The organism is Mesorhizobium sp. RCAM 06353 (assembly GCF_059683585.1).
On the sequence record NZ_CM185031.1, the window covers coordinates 5847378 to 5865496 of the forward strand.

Sequence of the window (18119 nt, forward strand, 5' to 3'; positions counted from 1 at the left end):
GCAGGCTCCGGTCGGCGTCGCCGGAGCCTTCCCCGAACAACCTCACCGCACGCTGTCGTCGTTGCCTTCGTCATCCAATTGGGAGCGGTCGCCCTTTGGCAGCTCACTCTTCTCGATCTTGCCGTCATAGTTCTTGTCGAGCATGGCGAAGACCTTCCTCTCGCGACCGGTGATGTCATCCGATGTCAGCGTGCCGTCGCCCTTGGTGTCGTAGCGGGCGATAATGCGCTTGGCCATCCGCTCGAAGCGCGCCTTCTCCAGCGCGTCGGCGAACTGGGCGACGGTCAGCTTGCCGCCATTGGCGGCAACGAGCTTCTTCAGCCGCGCATTCATGGCGTCGGAGAACTGGTCGAAGGTGATGGCGCCATCTGAATCGCTCATCGCCTTGTTGAGGCGCATCATCGTGTCCTCGCGCATTTTTGCGCTGGCATTGTTTTCGGCGTAGGCCGTGGTGCCGACGGCGCCGGCGAGCGCTGCGAAGGCAAGGGCAAGCTTGGTTGACTTTCTCATGGGTCTTCTCCTGTTGCATCGTCACCCCCGATGCCAGAGCGGCGGATCTTCAATCCTGTTGCCGCTCTATCTCTTTGTTCAAGCATCGGATTTTCCCAAACCGGTTTCCACTTTTGGGTCCGATGCTTCGACAGCTATTTCACGGTCGTCCGGCGCGAAGCAAACGATCAAAATCCTTCCTGACCCTTTGCGACGTCTCCTTGAGGTGTGCCTCCAGCACACTGAAATCCGGCAGGTCGGTCACCGCCAGAAGCAGATCCGAAAGCCCCGGCGGAACGTCGTCACGCTCGAAGGCTCCCGTGAGGCACAGCCGGGTCATCTGGGTCAGCGCCAGATAGAGCGCGAAGGCGGCGCCAAGCTCCTGCCGCACGCCGGGATCGGCGAAGCCAGGCGCGAGGCGGGACAGGATCTCGGCCGTACCAGTGACACGCGGCCCGGCTTCGACCTGTCCGGTGATGACAGCCACCTGGGCGATGAATTCAAGATCGATCAGTCCCCCCGAGATCAACTTGAGGTCCCAGAGATCGCGCGGCGGCTTTTCCGTCTCGATCATGGCGCGCATGTCCGAGGCTTCCGACCTGACCTTCGCCGCGTCGCGCGGCTGGCCAAGCACGGCCGCAACTTCCGTTTCGACCTCGGCGCACAGGCCGACATCGCCGGCAATGGCGCGCGCCCGCGACAGCGCCATATGCTCCCACGTCCAGGCCTCCTGGCACTGGTATTTCTTGAAGGCATCAATGTGGGTGGCCACGGGACCCTTGTTGCCGGACGGCCGTAGCCGCAGGTCGAGTTCGTAGAGCACCCCCTCGGCCGTCGGTGCTGACACGGCCGCGATCAGCCGCTGCGTCATGCGGGTGTAGTAGTGCGAGGGCGCCAACGGTTTGTCGCCGTCGGAGTCTTCGGCGTCCGCGTCATGGTCGTAGAGCAGGATGAGGTCGACATCCGACCCCGCGGTCAATTCGCGGCTGCCAAGCTTGCCCATGCCAAGCAGCGAAACCACGCCGCCAGCGATCGTGCCGTGGCGCGCCGCGAACTCGGCGGTCACCGCCTGCAAAGCCGCCTCGATGGTGAGATCGGCCAGATCGGAAAAGGCGCGGCCGGCCCGGGCCGGATCGATCGAACCGGCAAGCAGCCGCACACCGATGAGGAATTTTTGCTCCGAGGCAAAGATGCGCAATCGGTCGAGCACATCCTCGTAAAGTCTGTCGCCTTCAACAAAGACGGAAAGCCGTGCCGACAGGTACGCGCGGTCGGGCAGTTCACTCAGCAAGGCCGGGTCGAGCAGGCCGTCGAAAACATGCGGCCGGCGCGTGATGATCGCCGCCAGCCGGGGTGCTGCGCCCATGATCGTCGCCATCAGCTTGAGCAGCGCCGGGTTTGACTGCAGCAGCGAGAACAGCTGGATGCCGGCCGGCAGGCCGGCAAGGAATTCGTCGAAGCGGAGCAAGGCTTCGTCCGCCCGGCGCGTCTGGCCGAACGCCTTGAGCAGCGCCGGCGTCAATTCCGTCAAGCGCTCGCGCGCCTCCGCCGACCGGGTGACGCGATAGCGGCCGAAATGCCAACCGCGAATCACGCGGCAGATGTCGCTCGGCCGCTGAAAGCCGAGACCGTGCAAGGTCTGCAGCGTGTCGGGATCGTCGACATCGCCGGTGAAGACCAGATTGCCGATACCCGCCGAAAGCTCCGGTGCGGTTTCAAACAGCGCCGCATAGTGGCGCTCGACCTGTTGCAACGAGGCGCGGAATGCCCGCGAAAAGGCCGCGGCATCGGCAAAGCCCAGCATGCGGGCGATGCGTTCCAACCCTTCGTCGTCTTCCGGCAGCGTGTGCGTCTGCTCGTCGGCCACCATCTGGATGGCGTGCTCGACGCGGCGCAGGAACCAGTACTGGCGGGCGAGCGCGTCACGCGCCTCTGAGGTGATCCATCCGCGGGCCGCGAGTTGGCCGAGCATCGGCACGGTTGCGCGGCCGCGCAGTTCCGGAAAGCGGCCGCCGGCGATGAGCTGTTGGGTCTGGACGAAGAACTCGATCTCGCGGATGCCGCCACGGCCGAGCTTGACGTTGTGGCCCTTCACCGCGATCTCGCCGTGACCCTTGTGGGCGTGGATCTGGCGCTTGATCGAATGGACGTCGGCAATCGCCGCGTAGTCCATGTATTTGCGCCAGATGTAGGGCTGCAATTCCTTGAGGAAGGCAGCGCCCGCGGCCAGATCGCCGGCGACCGGACGCGCCTTGATCATCGCCGCGCGCTCCCAGTTCTGGCCGCGCGCTTCGTAGTAGCGCAGGGCGGCTTCAACGGGGATCGCCAGCGGAGTCGAACCGGGATCCGGGCGCAGCCGCAGATCGGTGCGGAAGACATAGCCGTGCTCTGTGCGGTCCTGCAGGATGCGCACCAGCCGTCGCGTCAGCCGCGAAAACAGCTCGGTGGCGTCGAGCGGATCGACAATTGCGGGTGCTTCCGGATCGAAGAAGACGACAAGGTCGATATCGGAGGAGAAATTCAGCTCATGCGCGCCAAGCTTGCCCATGCCGAGCAGGATCCAGCCTGACTGCCGCGACGGGTTGTCGAGATCGGGCAGTTTGAGCTTGCCCTGGCCATGCGCGTCGCGCAGCAGGAAGTCGACTGCCGCACGGGTGCAGGCGTCGGCAAGGTCGCTCAGCCGCCGTACCGTCAGCGACGTTTCCGCTTCACCGGCGAGATCGGCCAGCGCGATCAGGAAATGCGCCTCGGCCTTGCACTGGCGCAGTTCCATCATCAGGCCGGATTCGGAGACCGCTTCGGCCAACGGCGCCTGTTCGATTGCGGCGGCGATCGCTTTCAGGCGCGCCTCGACCGGTTGGTCGAAAAGAGCATCCAGAATCCGGGGCTGGCGACGCGCCGTATCGCGCAAAAACGGCGAGAGGTCGAAGACAGCGGCGAGGAAATCCTGGCCCTCCCCCTTGCCGGCCAGGAACTTGGCCAGCCGCGCCAGCCCTTCTTCACGTGCCGCCGCGGCGATTTCGGCCAGGTCGTGCCGCGCCCGGCCTTCGTCGAGCGCGACAAGCCCGCCCACCGGCTTCAGCAGCCAGTCCGTGACCGTTCGCTTCGCAACCGCAGCCATCAGTTGTCCTCCCGCGCGGGGAAACTCATGACCACGGATAGTCCCGGATTGCCAGACAAGAGATCAAGCCGTCCATAATGGAAGGTCATGACCGCCTTGGCGAGGCTGAGGCCAAGGCCGGAGCCCGGCTGAGAACGGCTCTTTTCAAGCCGCACGAAACGTTCGGTCGCCCGGGCTCGATCGGCATCGTCCGGAATGCCCTGGCCGTTGTCGGCGACACAAAGCCTGATCTCGCCATGCGTCCGCTCGAGCGTCACACGAACCGCCGGCTTGGACGTGGAATCGGTAGAATACTTGATCGCATTGTCGACGATGTTGGACAGCGCCTGGCCGATCAGTTCGCGGTTGCCGTTCACGATAAAGGCGCCGTTCACTTCGGCTTCGAGCGAAACGCCTGCCTCTTCCGCCACCGGCTCGTAGAGCTCTACGACATCACGCATGGCCGCCGCCAGATCGACGCGATTGGTGTGTTCGGAAGAGTATCCGGCCTCCAGCCGGGAGATCATCAGGATGGCGTTGAAGGTCTTTATCAGCTGGTCGGACTCAGTGATGGTGCCTTCGAGCGCCTGGCGATAGTCGGCCGGCTTGTGCTTGCCGGACAGTGTCGCTTCGGCCCGGTTGCGCAGCCGGGTCAGCGGCGTCTTCAGATCATGCGCGATGTTGTCGGAAACCTGCTTCAGGCCTTCGTTGAGCGTGGCGATCCTGGCCAGCATGGAATTGAGGTTTTCCGAAAGCCGATCGAACTCGTCGCCGGCGCCGGTCACCGGCAGCCGGCCCGAGAGATCACCGCCCATGATGCGGCGGCTGGCCTCCGACACGCTGTCGATGCGCTTCAGCGCGGCACGGCCGACAAAGAACCAGATCAGGAGTCCGCCAAGCCCCATCATGCCGAGCGCCAGCATCAGGGCGCGGCGAATAACGGCGCGAAAGCGCTCCGGTTCGCCAAGATCGCGCCCGACCAGCATGATCATCTGGTTGGGCAGCCGCAGCACCAGCGCAATGGCGTTGTGACCCTTCTCGCCTTCGGCCTGCTGCGCGGTGTTGTCGCCAGTTGAAGGCGATGGCGTCTGGTCAGATGCTCCGCTGCGCAGGCGGTCAAGCTCACCTTCGCCGAAGCGCTTGTAGGAGAACGGCTCGGTCGTCCAGCCCTCGTTGTCGATCACGCCAGGCTCCAGGCTCTGTACGTTGCCGGTCAGGATCTGCCCATTGGCGTCGGCGATCAAATAGAGGTTGGCACCAGGCTGGCGGGAGCGGTTTTCGACCACGCGCACCAGCACCGGCAGGCCACCACGCTGATAGGCGCGCGCAAGACCGAGCACTTCGTCGTTGATGGTCTCCTGCGTTTGCGCCGTCAGCATGCGCGCCGACAGCGAGGTCATGTAGAAGACAAGCAGCACGGCGCAGAGCGCGAAGAGCAGAAGGTATAGCGCCGAAAGCCGCGCTGCCGTCGTCTTCATGATGGCCGGCACGGAAAGAGCCATGCTGTCGCCTAGCCGCCCTTCAGCATGTAGCCGGCGCCGCGAACCGTATGCAGGATCGGCTTGTCGAAGCCTTTTTCGATCTTGCCGCGCAACCGCGAGACGTGAACGTCGATGACATTGGTTTGCGGGTCGAAATGATAATCCCAGACATTTTCGAGCAGCATGGTGCGCGTCACCACCTGGCCGGCATGGCGCATCAGATATTCGAGCAGGCGGAACTCGCGCGGCTGCAGCGTGATCTCGCGCGCCGCCCGGCGGACCGAATGCGACAGCCTATCGAGCTCAAGGTCACCCACCCGGTAGATGGTTTCGGCTTCCTTGGCGCTGGCGCGGCGGTTCAACACCTCGACGCGGGCCAGAAGCTCGGAGAAAGCATAGGGCTTGGTCAGATAGTCGTCGCCGCCGGCGCGCAAGCCGGTGACCCGGTCATCGACCTCACCCAACGCCGAGAGGATCAGCACCGGCGTGGTGTTGCCCCGGGAGCGAAGGCCGGCAATGACCGATAACCCATCGCGGCGCGGCATCATCCGGTCGATGACCATCACGTCATAGTCGCCGGCGTCGGCAAGCGCGAAACCGGTTTCGCCGTCACCGGCGACGTGCGCGGTATGACCAGCCTCGGCGAAGGCTTTCTGCAGATAATCCGCAGCCTCGCGATCGTCTTCTATGACGAGAATCTTCATGGGGCCGTTATACGCGATTTCGCTGGAAGGTTGAGTAGCCGGCATCTGCATTTTAGCCTTTGCCAAAGCGCGTCGCGATCAAGATGATCGAGACCGCGCGCGATAAAATCTTGTTCTCTGGTTGTCTTCATCCCGGACAAGCCTGCTTCGAGGCCTGTTTCAGGGCATGATCCTGCAATCATGACGTCCTCTCGGCCCAGGCCCGAGGGAGCGCTTTTAGGCAGCTTCCAAAATGTGCGGCAGCGGGCGATGGGAGGCCCGCTGCCGCTGGAGGAGAGCACGATGACTGACTAACGTACCCGGCTCCATGCTTTCCCATGCGGTGGCTCGGGGGTGTTTGAAACCGCCGCACCGGAAAAGTCGTTGTCAGCCCTTGGCGACGGGCAGCGCGACGAAGCGGTTGTTGTCGTCGCGGGTGATCTGCATCAGCACGGCCTTGCGTCCGGCCTTCACCGCTTCGGTCATCGCCTTGGTGACGTCGTCGGTGCCGTTGACTTCGCTCGAATTCACCGCGGTGATGATGTCGCCCGGCTGGATGCCGCGGTCGGCGGCATCGCTGTCGGGATCGACATCGGTCACCACAAGACCTTTGCCGTTTTCGGACTTGGTGACTTTGAGACCGAGATCAGCCAGCGTGTCGGGCTTCGCCGGAGTGGCGGGCTGCGGCTGCTGGTCGTTCGAAGCCTGCTTGTCGCTGGCCGGCAGCTTGCCGAGATCGACCTTGATCGTCTGGCTCTTGCCGTCGCGCCAGACGGTGACGTCAACCGACTTGCCCGGCGAATAGGCGCCGATCAGGCGGGCGAGTTCCTTCGGCGAAGCGACATCCTTGCCCTCGACCTGGGTGATGACGTCACCAGCCGCGATGCCGGCCTTCTTGCCGGGGCCATCGTCCTGGGCGCTCGACACCAACGCGCCATTGTTAGACTTCAGACCGAGCGATTCGGCGATGTCAGAGGTGACCGGCTGGATTTCAACGCCGAGCCAGCCGCGCTGCACCGCACCGTTCTTCATCAGGTCTTCGACAACCTGCTTGGCGGTCGAGGCCGGAATGTCGAAGGCGATACCGACGCTGCCACCCGAAGGCGAGAAGATCGCCGTGTTGATGCCGACCACCTGGCCGTTCAGATTGAAGGTCGGACCGCCCGAATTGCCGCGGTTGACCGAGGCGTCGATCTGGAGGAAATCGTCATAGGGGCCAGCGCCGATGTCACGGCCGCGCGCCGACACGATGCCTGCGGTGACAGTGCCACCAAGACCGAACGGATTGCCGACGGCCACAACCCAGTCGCCGACACGAACCTTGGAATCGTCGGCGAAGTCGACATAGGTGAACTTGCCGCTGCCTTCGACCTTGAGCACGGCGAGATCGGTGCGCGGATCGGTGCCGACCAGCTTGGCGTCGAGTTCCTTGCCGTCATTGGTCACCACGGTGAAAGCGGTGCCCTCTTCGACGACGTGGTTGTTGGTGACGAGGTAGCCGTCATCGGAGATGAAGAAGCCGGAGCCCTGCGCCACCGGGCGCGGCTGGTCATTGTTGCGGTCGCGGTGACCGAAGCGGCGATGGCCGTCGTCATTCTGGCCGTTCTGGTCGCCGAAGCCGCGGAATTCCTTGAAGAAGCGGCGCAGCTGCGGATTGTTGGGAAGATTGTCGAGACCGTCCTGATCATCGGAGCCGTCATCGGCGGTCGGCTGGATCTTGGCCTTGACCTTGACGCTGACGACGGCCGGCGAAACGCGCTCGACGACATCGGCGAAGCCTTGCACCTGCGGCGCCTCGACGCGTACCGCATCGGCCAGAACGGGGCTGGTTCCGCTGGTCAGCGCGCCAACGCCGATCATGCCAGCAACGGCGACGGAAGCGACGGCTGCCATGAGACGCTTGCGGGTGACGGAATATGAATTGGGGGCAATATTCATGGATCTCTTATCCTCTTTCAAACGGACGCTGCTTGATTGGCATCCTCGGGGAAAGAGACTTAGAGAGGCGCACATTACGGCGCCATTTCCGACACATGAAACTTTGGTAATGTTGGCGGGGCGGTCGCCGCCGTCAGTCGCGGTGCAGGATCGCGTCCAATGCCGCCTGCTCCTCTGATGACAGGGACTTTGTCGCCAGTGTCCGGCGCGATCGCGCGGTCAACACAATGAATACGCCTCCGACCAGCAGCAACAGTACGGGCGTGCCCCAAAGCAGTGCGTTGCGCAGGTCGAAACGCGGCTTCAGCAGCACGAATTCGCCGTAGCGCGAAACGACATAGTCCATAACCTGCTGGTCGGTATCGCCGGCGACCAGGCGCTGGCGCACCAGAATCCGCAAATCGCGGGCAAGATCGGCATCGGATTCGTCGATCGACTGGTTCTGGCAGACCATGCAGCGCAGGCCTTCCGACAGCGCCCGCGCCCTCGCCTCGAGGGCCGGATCGGCCAGCATCTCGTCAGGCTTCACCGCCATTGCCGTACCGGCAAAAAACAGCGCCAGCAAAAGGACAATCGAGGTCAGCGAAAGGCGTGCGTTCATGGCAGGGTCGCTGGCGCCACGCCGCGCGCCTGCTTGCGCCGGCGCGAGGGCGCGCCGACACGCAGGCGCCTGTCCATCAGCGACATGGCAGCGCCCGCCATCATCACCAGGCCGCCGCCCCAGATCAGCGTCACCAGTGGTTTCCACCACAGGCGCACCACGACGGAGCCGTCCTTGCCCTCGTCGCCGAGCGAGAGGTAGAGCTGACTGAACCAGAGCGTCTTGATGCCGGACTCTGTCGTCGTCATCTGGCGCACGGGGAAGAAGCGCTTGGCGGAACTGATTTCTCCGACAGGACTGCCGCTGACACCGATCAGCTCGAAGCGGCCGCGGTCCTCGCTGTAGTTTGGCCCTTGCGCCGGATAAAGCCCGACGAAACGCAGCGTATGGCCTGATAATTCGACCGTCTCGCCGGCACGCATGCTGAGGATCTTCTCAGTGCCGAAGGAGAGCGTGGCGACGATGCCGAGCAATGTCAGGCCGAGGCCGAGATGTGCCAATGCCGTGCCGAAGACCGAGCGCGGCAGGCCGGCGAAGCGCCTGAACATGACGGCCGGTGCGACCGATCCGACGCCGGACTTGACGGCAAGATCGGTGAGCGCGCCAGCGACCAGCCAGACGGCAAGGCCGATGCCGAGGGCGGCGAACACCGACGCGCCGTCGATAAATAGGCCGGTGACCAGCATCGCCGCCAGCGCCGTGGCAAAGGCCGCCATCAGGCGCTGCGACGCGGCAAAGACATCGCCACGCTTCCAGGCCAGCAACGGCCCGAACGGCACGATGGCCAGAAGCGGCAGCATCAAGGGGCCGAAGGTGAGGTCGAAGAACGGCGCCCCGACTGAGATCTTGTCGCCGGTGAGGGCCTCCAACGTCAGCGGATAGAGCGTGCCGACGAGCACCGTGGCGGTCGCCGTGGTCAGGAACAGATTGTTGAGGACGAGCGCGCCTTCGCGCGAGATCGGGTGGAACAGGCCGCCCGCCGTCAATTTCGAGGCGCGCAGCGCAAACAGCGCCAGCGAGCCGCCGATGAACAGCGTCAGGATGCACAGGATGAAGACACCGCGCGTCGGATCGGTGGCGAAAGCGTGCACCGAGGTGAGCACGCCCGAGCGCACCAGGAAGGTGCCGAGCAGCGACAGCGAGAAGGTGAGGATGGCGAGCAGCAGCGTCCAGATCTTCAGCGCCGAGCGCTTTTCCATGACGATGGCCGAATGCAGCAGCGCGGTGCCCGCCAGCCACGGCATGAAGGAAGCGTTCTCGACCGGATCCCAGAACCAGAAGCCACCCCAGCCGAGCTCGTAATAGGCCCAGTATGATCCCATGGCGATGCCGCCGGTCAGGAACATCCAGGCGACCAGTGTCCATGGCCGCACCCAGCGCGCCCAGGAGGCGTCGATGCGGCCCTCGATCAAGGCGGCGACCGAGAAGGAGAAGCAGATCGAGAAGCCGACATAGCCGAGATAGAGCAGCGGCGGATGAATGGCGAGGCCGAGATCCTGCAGGACCGGGTTGAGGTCGCGGCCCTCGATCGGCGCCGGATTGAGGCGGATGAAAGGATTGGACGTCGCCAGGATGAACAGGAAGAAGGCAGCGCCGATGGCGCCCTGCACCGCCAGCACGTTGGCGCGCAGCGTTGCCGGCAGGTTGGAGCCGAAAGCGGCGACCAGCGCGCCGAAAAAGGTCAGGATCAGCACCCAGAGCAGCATCGAGCCTTCGTGATTGCCCCAGGTTCCGGTGATCTTGTAGATCATCGGCTGCAGCGAATGCGAGTTTTCCCAGACGCTCGCCACCGAGAAATCGGAGTTCGCGTAGGCACTCGCCAGCGCCGCGAAGGACAGCGCCGTCAGCGCGAAGCCGGTCACGGCAACGGGACCGCCGACAGCCATCAGGCGCTGGTTGTTGAGGCGCGCACCAAACAGCGGCACGATCGTCTGCACCAGCGAAAGCGCGAACGCCAGGACCAGGGCGAAATGTCCGGTCTCAACCATGGTTGTTTCCGAAGTCCACGTTTGCTCTCCCGCCAGAGTTACTCACTCTTGCTCTCCTGCCAGACGCCCTTGGCCTTCAGGCCGTCGGCCACTTCCTTGGGCATGTAGCGCTCATCATGCTTGGCCAGCACGCTGTCGGCAACAAAGACACCGTCGGGGCCGAAAGTACCCTCGGTGATGACGCCTTGCTCCTCGCGAAAAAGGTCGGGCAGGATGCCGGTATAGGTGACCTTGACCGATTTATGCGTGTCGGTCACCGAAAAGGCGACCGTCGCCCCCTGCCCGCGCTGGATGGTGCCTTTTTCGACCAGACCGCCGAGCCTGATACGCTGACCGGGCTGGACGCTGGCCGTGGTGAGGTCAGCCGGCATGTAGAAATAGGAGGCCTTCTGGCCAAGCGCGTAGAAGGTCAGCCCGGTGGCAGCACCCAGGAAAGCCAACCCGCCTGCAATGACCGACAACCGTTTCTGCTTGCGCGTCATGTCTACTCCGTCGCCGTCAGGCCGAGCGAGGCGGCAAAGGCGCTGAATTTCTTGGCTTCGTCACTGCCGGCGCCGAAGACGGCGATGGCACGACCGAGCGCATCGCGCGCCTGATCGGCCTTGCCCAGCACGACATAGGAACGAACGAGCCGCATCCATCCTTCCGGGTCACGCGGATTTTGCCGCAATTTCTCGTCGAGGCCGGCGACCATCGTATTAATCATGGCTTCGCGATCCTGCGGCGACATTGAGGATGCGGCGCCGACATCCGCGGCATCGGGACCTTTCGCGGCGGCACCGGAGGCGACTTCAGGGCTGCCGGATTTGGCCAATGCCTGCTCGACCGCGCTGCGCCATGGCGAATCCGGTGGCAAAGTGCCCAGCATTGCCTGCCAGGCCGTCACCGCATCGTTGTTCCGTCCCTCCTGCGCCAAGGCCATGGCCAGATAGAAGCTGGCTTTCGCATTAGCCGGATCGAGCTTCAGCGCCGCCTCGAAGGCATCCTGGGCATCGGCGGAAACAATGCCGCCCGCCGCACCGGCGATTGCCTCGCCGAGGCCAGCCTGGCGAACAGCGCTGTCGCCATCGAAGCGGATGGCGTTGCGATACGCGGCCACCGCGTCGGAAAAGCGCTGCATGCGCAGATAGACCGGGGCCAGCACGTCCCATCCCCTGCCGTCGGAAGGGTTGGCGGCAAGATGGGCCTCGGCCCGCGCCACCAATTCGTCGACCGAACTGTCGGCCGGGTTCTTGGCCAGACGTTCGCTGAGCGGCTGCGATGGCAGGTCAGGTGAGCCGATCTGGCTGTAAAGGCCCCAGCTCACCAGCGGCACGGCCAGCACGGCCACGGTCGCGACAAGCCGCGCGGTGACCGAGACCTGCCTGGCCGATGCCTTGCCCGTAGAATCCGCATTGTCGAGGCGAAGGATGCGGCGCGCGATCTCCGCGCGCGCCTCGGCCGCTTCCGCCGGCTGGATCAGGCCGCGCGCAGCGTCGCGGTCAAGCTCGGACAATTGATCGCGATAGACTTCCAGGTCGTGATCGCCGCTCGACGACGCGCCCTTGGCTCCTGCGGCCAGCGGCAGCAGCACCGCCAGGCTCGCGCCGAGCGTCAGTATCGCGGCTATGACCCAGAACAGCATGGTTCTTCCAATAACGACAGAGCCCTGCCCTGCCAACACAAGCATCCTGCGACGCTTTGACGGCCGCCGCGCCTGAAGTCCTTGATCGACATCAACCGGCCGGAGCCGGTCTGGATATCAGGTCAGCGGCGTCCAGCTGCCATCGGCGTTGCGGCAAGCGGTTCCGCGCGCCGTGACGCCTGCTCCGCCGGTGAAGACCGTCTGCGTGTACTGGCGGCAATCCTGCGAACCGACGCGATAGGGTTGGGCCGGAACCACCTCGCCATAGCGCGATGCCTGATCGCCCTTCCACGCCACTTTCTGGCCGCTCGTCGTATATTCGAGCGCCTTGTATTCGGCCTCGAGAGCGCTGCGTTTTTCCGATTCACTGAGGCCGTTGCCGATCGAGCCGCCGATGAGACCGCCGTCCATTGCCGAAATGATCGACTTGGTGACCTTGCCGCTTGACGGAGGCGTCGAGGCCGGTGTCGGCGCGAGCGTTGGGCCCTTGCCGCTCAAGGTGCCGCAGCCGGATAAGGCCAGCAGGGCGGAAACAAGCGCGACGCGAATCTTCATGCCAACAACCGGTTTTCTTGAGTTGGAGCCTGCCATGGATGCGCCGGGGGTCGCGTCATCGGAGAAGTAGGCGTGGCCATAGTATTGATATTTGTCGGAAATTTGGCCGCTGCCGGCAGGTTCAAGATCAATCGATATGCCGCCATACCATACGCCGTCCACCGCTGTCGATTGGTCCCGAGAAAGCGTCACTGAAGGCTCCGCAAGCGCACCACTGCCTTCAATCCGCCCAGGCCAGATCGTTCGAGCGCGAGAACGCCTCCATACTCGTTGACCAGGTCGGCGACAATGGCCAGCCCCAGACCTGTTCCCGGTTTCGTCTCGTCCAGGCGCCTTCCACGCTTCAGCGCGTCGCGCGCCTTGTCCTCGGGAATGCCTGGACCATCGTCATCGATGCTGATCTCGAAAAGATTGTCATCCTTGCCGGCCGACGGCGCCACCGTGACCGACACCGCGCTCTTTGCCCATTTCATCGCATTTTCGAGAAGATTGCCGAGCAGTTCCTCGAGGTCCTCGCGCTCGCCGGCAAAGACGATCTCAGTGGCCGGCAGCGATAGCGACAGGCTGGTCTGCGGGTTGAGCTTCTGCAAGACCCGCACCATGCGCTGCACCAGCGGCGCCACCGGCGTGCGGTAGACGACGCTGTCGCGTTGCGCCGCGACGCGGGCGCGCTGCAAATAATGGTCGACCTGCTTCTGCATCGAGGCGGCCTGCTCGGCGATCAATTGTCCCTTGGCGCCGCCAAGCGCCCGGCCTTCGTTGAGCAGCACCGCCAGTGGCGTCTTCAGCGAATGGGCGAGATTGCCGACCTGGGTTCGCGAGCGCTCGACGATGCGTTTGTTGTTTTCGATCAAGGCGTTGGTTTCGTTGGCTAATGGCTCGATCTCGGCCGGGAAGCGGCCGTCGAGCCGCTGTGCGGTGCCTTCGCGCACCATGGCAAGTGCGTTGCGGACCCGGCGCAGTGGTTGCAGGCCGAGCAGGATGGCGATGGCGTTGATGGCGATCATGCCGACGCCAAACAGGCTGAGATAGGTCAGCAGGCGGCGCTGGAAGGTGGAGATTTCCTGTTCGAGTTCGCTCTGGTTGCCCATGACGCGGAAACGCGCTGCGCGGTTCTTGGCGTCGAGCACGAATTCGCTCTCGAACACTTCAAGTTGCTCGCCGTCGATGCCTTCGGCCGCATAGCTACGCTGGAAGCTGGCATTGAAGGGCACCTCGGCGACGCTGGGCGACGGGATTTTGCTCGTCATCGACGACGAATGAAGGTCGCCATGCACGCCTTCCGAGGCAGGCTCGACCGACCAGTACCAACCTGAATTCGGCTCCGAGAAGCGGAGGTCGCCGAGGTCGGGAGCGCCGGTTAGCGCTCCCGTGTCGGAAATACCGATGGACCCGATCAGGTTGAACAGATGGGCCGACAACAGGCTGTCGAAGCCGCGCTCGCTGGCCTGGCGATAGAGGGTGGTGATCAGGGTGAAGATGACGACAAGGGTCAGGATCGCCCACACCGTGGAAAAGGCGATCACGCGGAACGTCAGCGAACGCGGCCACACACGCAGCGAAAGCGGCGCCCTTGCGGTTGGTTTGAGCGGTTCCGAGTTACGCCTCCGGCTCGCGCATGCGGTAGCCCATGCCACGCACGGTTTCGATCATGTCGATGCCCATCTTCTTGCGCAGCCGCCCGACAAAGACCTCGATGGTGTTGGAATCGCGGTCGAAATCCTGGTCGTAGAGGTGCTCGACCAGTTCGGTCCGCGAGACCACCTCGCCCATATGGTGCATCAGATAGGCAAGCAGGCGGAATTCGTGCGAGGTCAGCTTCAGCGGCACGCCGTCGACATCGGCCTTCGAGGCCTTGGTGTCGAGGCGCAGCGGCCCGCAGGTCAGTTCGGACGAGGCATGGCCGGCGGCGCGGCGGATCAAGGCCCTGAGCCTCGCCAGCACTTCCTCGATGTGGAACGGCTTGGTGACATAATCGTCCGCGCCGGCATCGATGCCGGAGACCTTGTCGCTCCAGCGGTCGCGCGCGGTCAGGATCAGCACCGGCATCTTGCGGCCGCCGCGGCGCCAGCGCTCGACCACGCTGATGCCGTCCATCTGCGGCAGCCCGATATCGAGCACGACGGCGTCGTAGGGTTCGGTGTCGCCGAGGAAATGGCCTTCCTCGCCGTCAAAGGCACGATCGACGACATAGCCGGCGTCGACCAGCGCGTCTGCTATCTGCCGGTTGAGATCCTTGTCATCCTCGACGACGAGTACGCGCATGCGGAGATCGATACCTGTTGAAGGACTTGTTCAGATATAGGCCGATTCCGGCGACCTGGGAAACGTAGCCTTGTCAGATGGAAGATTGAGTCAGTTCTGCGGAACCACGATCTCGGAGCGGCGCGGACGCTGCCCGTCCTTGCCAGGCACCAGCACGACGATGACGCAGACCGGCTGGCCACCGCGTGTCGACTGCGAGGCCTTGGCCAGCGTTCCGCCATTCTGCTCGGCCACCTGCTGGCCGATCGCGTAGCAGTCGGATGCGGCCAGGACGATCGGGCTGGCCTGGTCGGGCGCGATCACCGGCATCGCTGTCGCCTGCGACGCGAACAGCCCGGCAGCACAGAGCGCCAGGGTCGCGGTTCGAAAGTGGGAGCGAAGCGTTTTCATAGTCAGCGTTGTAATGCATCGGTGCTGAACGTGAAATGAACAGTGATCGATGCGAAAAACATGCCCGCTACACCCCTGAACGCGAGACGACCGATGGTGATTTCGACGCTCCAACCCGACGAAATCCCGCAGACGCCAGTCTAGACTCCGTTACGGTCAGATTGAAAGCATGTCAGGCATCTTCCTGCGTCAGCGCACGAAACCGGAGCAGTCCGTGGTGCACGAGAAGATCCTCGTCGTAACGGGCCTCGGTGAATTCAAGCGACAGCCGCGTGTGGCCACGCGGGCCGATCACCAGCGCCGCGTCGGAGAGGCGGGCCCTGATGGCGTCCATGATGGCAAGCGTTTCGGCTTCGCCCTGGGCTTTCGACCAGACATGCAGCGTGATCAGCTGATCGTCGTTGTTGTCGGCGCCGGTGTTCCAATCAAAGGCGCTGGTCTGGCCGCAGGTCACATAGGGAAAGGCGGCATTGTCGGCCGCCTGTTCGAGCAGCCCGGCGCCACCAAGCAACGCCGACAGCGACTTATCGCTTTTAAGCCTCAGAAACAGTGCCTGCAGCAAATCGCCGGGCGCGGTCATTTGTCGTCCCCCTCGCCTGTCACGCCTTGTGCAAGCCGTTCGCCAAACTGGCAAATTCGCGCGCAGCGTACCCGGCTCGACAAGCCTGCGCCATATCGCATGATTCGTCTCACCGCGATCTTGAACACCGATCATCTCGAAAATACGACCCTGTTATGAACAGATTGCCATGCCGGGCAACCCTAGAGAACCAGTCTGTTCAGCCGGCAAATTGCGCGAGCGCCTTGCGGCAAAGGGACAGCAAAGCCGTATCGGAGTTCCCAGGACCAAGGATCGATATTCCGAACGGCAGCCCCTCCACCTCGGCGATCGGCATCGATATCTGCGGCAGGCCGCTCAGCCCCGCCGAGCAAAGCATCGAAATCGAACGGCCGCGGTAGGCCTCGAGCCCCTCTCCAGCCATACCCAACGGCAAGGCGACGGAAGGGGCGGTCGGGAAGACCAGCGCGGTTCCCGAGCCAACCAGTGACGACAGCCGTTCCTGTGCAGCGGCTTTCGCGGCAAGAGCCGTTTCGTAATCGGAGTTCGACACCCCCTCCGCCCAGTCGAAGCGTTGCCGCACCCCCTCGCCGAAGGCCGGTCGATGCTCGGTGATCCAGGCGCCATGATCGGACCAGGCTTCGTAGGCCTGGATGGTGCGAAAGATCGGCCGCCAAGCATCGAAACCCTCCGGCGCGACCCTGACTTCCCCGGCGATGTCGATGATCCGGAACAGCCGCTCGAGCGCATCTTCGAAGACGCGGCGCTCGGCATAGCCCAGCATGTAACTGGCAATGTCCGCCGCGACGACGAGACGGGTGATCGGCGGTTGAGAAGCCTCGTCAGGGAGCAACAACCTCGCCACCGTTTCGTAGACATCGATGTCGCGTGCGAACCAGCCGACGGTGTCGAAGCTGCGCGCCAGGGGCTGCAGCCCGGCGGTGTCGATCAACCCGTGGGTCGGGCGCAGGCCAATGAGCCCGCAATAGGAGGCCGGCAGCCTGATCGAGCCGCCCGTATCGGTGCCGAGCGCAATATCGGCGAGGCCGGCAGCGACCGCCGCGGCCGAACCCGAAGACGACCCGCCTGGGATGCGGCCTGGCGCGCGTGGGTTCACCGGCGTTCCGTAGTGCGGGTTCTCGCCATTCATCGAATAGGCGAACTCGTCGGTATGGGTCTTGCCGACAAACCGGGCGCCAGCATCCAGCAGGGTCTGGACGACCGGCGCCGTGGCGGGCTTGCCGCCGCTCCAGTCGCGCCGCAACGGATGGCCGCCGCCAGTGGGATAGCCGGCGACGTCGTAGAGATCCTTCACTGCCAGCGTCAGACCGGCGAGTGGCCCGCCTGCAGCCGAAGCAACCGGGATTGGCGGGTAATCCACGAAGGCCCCGACAGGATCAGTCCGCAGCAGCATCGACGCCTCGCAGCTAAAATTTTTGTTACCGCTTCTTCAAAGCGCCCAACCCGCCAAAATCCCTCAATTGCGGGAATCTTGCTGGTTTTGGTCACTTTTGTATCCATATTTCGAAACACGATCAGCCGCAACTGAAATTTAAGACTGCCATCTGAAAAAAATAATATTCAATAAAAACAACATATTGATTGATCTTCTATCGGCTTTGCCTCTAAAATTGGCGAAAATCGGCTTGATTGACCGCAATGTTGGTGCTTAGCCTATGGCCACTGATCCCCAGGCAAAGGGCTTCGAAATGGCCGCCAATGAAGATGATGACGATGTCGTGGTCGATGCTTCGGTTCGCCGGAGCCGGGCCGAATTCGTGTTCGAAGCGCTGCTGAAGACGATCGTGCGGGTCGACCGCCGGCCGGGCGATCTTTTGCTCAAGGACGACATCGCCAGGGAGCTTGGCGTGTCGCGCCAGCCGGTGACCGATGCGATCAATCGCCTGGCCGGTCTGGGGCTGGTCACGGTGATCCCGCAGGTCAATTCCTACGTCTCGCGCATTTCACCGGCCGACGTCATCGAAAGTTCGTTCCTGCGCAGCGCCGTCGAGGCGCAAATCGTGCACGAGCTCGCATCGCATCCGAAAGCCGCGATCGTGACGGCGCTGCGCAACCAGCTTCTGGAACAGGTTCAGCTCGTCGCCGCTGGCGACGTCGACGGCTTCCACGAGGCGGATGACGCCTTCCACCGCATGCTCGCACAACTGGCGGGACTGCCGGGGCTGTGGGATCAGATCGCGGCGGCACGGCTGCATCTGGTGCGCGTGCGCCGGCTCGGCCTGCCGCGCCCCGGTCGTCTCGCCATCTCCTATGCCGAGCACTCGATGGTGGTCGACGAAATCGAAGCCGGGCGGCCGCGCAAGGCGGCCAACACCATCGCCCATCACATTCGCTACAACGAAGGCGAATTGCGCCGCCTCCAGAAGGACTTACCGCAATATTTTCTTTGAAAAACCGAAGCGGAATCAACCGCTCAGGGGAACAA

16 protein-coding genes are annotated in these 18119 nt (G+C 63.7%); 1 reads left to right on the forward strand and 15 read right to left on the reverse strand.

The features are described 5' to 3' along the window. Positions 1–42: 42 nt before the first annotated feature. The 15 genes from AC56QX_RS28495 to AC56QX_RS28565 all read right to left on the reverse strand — a co-directional run bounded on the left by AC56QX_RS28495 (position 43) and on the right by AC56QX_RS28565 (position 17087). Entirely contained in the window at positions 43–510 is a 468-nt protein-coding gene (locus AC56QX_RS28495; RefSeq protein WP_497111805.1) for an EF-hand domain-containing protein, read from the reverse strand. Positions 511–649: 139 nt separating this feature from the next. Then, entirely contained in the window at positions 650–3610 is a 2961-nt protein-coding gene (locus AC56QX_RS28500; protein ID WP_497111806.1) for a bifunctional [glutamine synthetase] adenylyltransferase/[glutamine synthetase]-adenylyl-L-tyrosine phosphorylase, read from the reverse strand. Next, on the reverse strand, positions 3610–5091 hold the full coding sequence (locus tag AC56QX_RS28505; protein ID WP_497111807.1) for a sensor histidine kinase: 1482 nt from the start codon (positions 5089–5091) through the stop codon (positions 3610–3612). The genes AC56QX_RS28500 and AC56QX_RS28505 overlap by 1 nt, the downstream gene beginning before the upstream one ends. A gap of 8 nt (positions 5092–5099) precedes the next feature. Further along, positions 5100–5774, reverse strand: a complete 675-nt coding sequence (locus AC56QX_RS28510) for a response regulator transcription factor (protein ID WP_497111809.1) — start codon at positions 5772–5774, stop codon at positions 5100–5102. Between the two features lie 366 nt (positions 5775–6140). Continuing rightward, complete coding sequence (locus AC56QX_RS28515; RefSeq protein WP_497111810.1) at positions 6141–7691, reverse strand: Do family serine endopeptidase; 1551 nt, start codon at positions 7689–7691, stop codon at positions 6141–6143. Between the two features lie 133 nt (positions 7692–7824). Next, entirely contained in the window at positions 7825–8292 is a 468-nt protein-coding gene (locus AC56QX_RS28520; protein WP_497111811.1) for a cytochrome c-type biogenesis protein, read from the reverse strand. Further along, positions 8289–10280 carry a heme lyase CcmF/NrfE family subunit gene (locus AC56QX_RS28525; RefSeq protein ID WP_497111813.1) on the reverse strand — a complete coding sequence of 664 codons (1992 nt, stop codon included), beginning with the start codon at positions 10278–10280 and terminating at the stop codon, positions 8289–8291. The genes AC56QX_RS28520 and AC56QX_RS28525 overlap by 4 nt, the downstream gene beginning before the upstream one ends. Positions 10281–10318: 38 nt before the next feature. Continuing rightward, positions 10319–10762 (reverse strand): cytochrome c maturation protein CcmE, encoded by a 444-nt coding sequence (gene ccmE / locus AC56QX_RS28530; RefSeq protein ID WP_477444525.1) that lies wholly within the window; start codon positions 10760–10762, stop codon positions 10319–10321. A gap of 2 nt (positions 10763–10764) precedes the next feature. Continuing rightward, positions 10765–11904, reverse strand: coding sequence for a c-type cytochrome biogenesis protein CcmI (gene ccmI / locus AC56QX_RS28535; RefSeq protein WP_497111815.1), 1140 nt, complete (start codon positions 11902–11904; stop codon positions 10765–10767). 117 nt (positions 11905–12021) lie between these two features. Next, complete coding sequence (locus tag AC56QX_RS28540; RefSeq protein ID WP_027041621.1) at positions 12022–12459, reverse strand: RT0821/Lpp0805 family surface protein; 438 nt, start codon at positions 12457–12459, stop codon at positions 12022–12024. 188 nt (positions 12460–12647) lie between these two features. Further along, positions 12648–14018, reverse strand: coding sequence for an ATP-binding protein (locus AC56QX_RS28545; protein ID WP_497117934.1), 1371 nt, complete (start codon positions 14016–14018; stop codon positions 12648–12650). A gap of 40 nt (positions 14019–14058) precedes the next feature. Next, complete coding sequence (locus AC56QX_RS28550) at positions 14059–14724, reverse strand: response regulator transcription factor (RefSeq protein WP_019857144.1); 666 nt, start codon at positions 14722–14724, stop codon at positions 14059–14061. A 90-nt stretch (positions 14725–14814) separates the two neighbouring features. Then, the gene (locus tag AC56QX_RS28555) at positions 14815–15114 is read right to left on the reverse strand and encodes a hypothetical protein (protein ID WP_475451691.1); all 300 of its coding nucleotides are present in this window, start codon (positions 15112–15114) and stop codon (positions 14815–14817) included. Between the two features lie 172 nt (positions 15115–15286). After that, the gene (locus AC56QX_RS28560) at positions 15287–15694 is read right to left on the reverse strand and encodes a DUF3168 domain-containing protein (protein ID WP_497111817.1); all 408 of its coding nucleotides are present in this window, start codon (positions 15692–15694) and stop codon (positions 15287–15289) included. A gap of 199 nt (positions 15695–15893) precedes the next feature. Continuing rightward, positions 15894–17087, reverse strand: coding sequence for an amidase (locus AC56QX_RS28565; protein ID WP_497111818.1), 1194 nt, complete (start codon positions 17085–17087; stop codon positions 15894–15896). A 262-nt stretch (positions 17088–17349) separates the two neighbouring features. Between AC56QX_RS28565 and AC56QX_RS28570 the strand changes: the two genes are divergently transcribed. Further along, the gene (locus tag AC56QX_RS28570; RefSeq protein ID WP_497111819.1) at positions 17350–18084 is read left to right on the forward strand and encodes a GntR family transcriptional regulator; all 735 of its coding nucleotides are present in this window, start codon (positions 17350–17352) and stop codon (positions 18082–18084) included. The last annotated feature ends 35 nt before the right edge of the window (positions 18085–18119 follow it).

Coding starts and splice junctions, on each gene's coding strand:
- AC56QX_RS28560 (WP_497111817.1), bottom strand. CDS start 15,694: ATGACCGCGCCCGGCGATTTGCTGCAGGCACTGTTTCTGAGGCTTAAA.
- AC56QX_RS28520 (WP_497111811.1), bottom strand. CDS start 8,292: ATGAACGCACGCCTTTCGCTGACCTCGATTGTCCTTTTGCTGGCGCTG.
- AC56QX_RS28565 (WP_497111818.1), bottom strand. CDS start 17,087: ATGCTGCTGCGGACTGATCCTGTCGGGGCCTTCGTGGATTACCCGCCA.
- AC56QX_RS28550 (WP_019857144.1), bottom strand. CDS start 14,724: ATGCGCGTACTCGTCGTCGAGGATGACAAGGATCTCAACCGGCAGATA.
- AC56QX_RS28515 (WP_497111810.1), bottom strand. CDS start 7,691: ATGAATATTGCCCCCAATTCATATTCCGTCACCCGCAAGCGTCTCATG.
- AC56QX_RS28555 (WP_475451691.1), bottom strand. CDS start 15,114: ATGAAAACGCTTCGCTCCCACTTTCGAACCGCGACCCTGGCGCTCTGT.
- ccmI (WP_497111815.1), bottom strand. CDS start 11,904: ATGCTGTTCTGGGTCATAGCCGCGATACTGACGCTCGGCGCGAGCCTG.
- AC56QX_RS28570 (WP_497111819.1), top strand. CDS start 17,350: ATGGCCACTGATCCCCAGGCAAAGGGCTTCGAAATGGCCGCCAATGAA.
- AC56QX_RS28505 (WP_497111807.1), bottom strand. CDS start 5,091: ATGGCTCTTTCCGTGCCGGCCATCATGAAGACGACGGCAGCGCGGCTT.
- AC56QX_RS28500 (WP_497111806.1), bottom strand. CDS start 3,610: ATGGCTGCGGTTGCGAAGCGAACGGTCACGGACTGGCTGCTGAAGCCG.
- AC56QX_RS28510 (WP_497111809.1), bottom strand. CDS start 5,774: ATGAAGATTCTCGTCATAGAAGACGATCGCGAGGCTGCGGATTATCTG.
- AC56QX_RS28525 (WP_497111813.1), bottom strand. CDS start 10,280: ATGGTTGAGACCGGACATTTCGCCCTGGTCCTGGCGTTCGCGCTTTCG.
- ccmE (WP_477444525.1), bottom strand. CDS start 10,762: ATGACGCGCAAGCAGAAACGGTTGTCGGTCATTGCAGGCGGGTTGGCT.
- AC56QX_RS28495 (WP_497111805.1), bottom strand. CDS start 510: ATGAGAAAGTCAACCAAGCTTGCCCTTGCCTTCGCAGCGCTCGCCGGC.
- AC56QX_RS28540 (WP_027041621.1), bottom strand. CDS start 12,459: ATGAAGATTCGCGTCGCGCTTGTTTCCGCCCTGCTGGCCTTATCCGGC.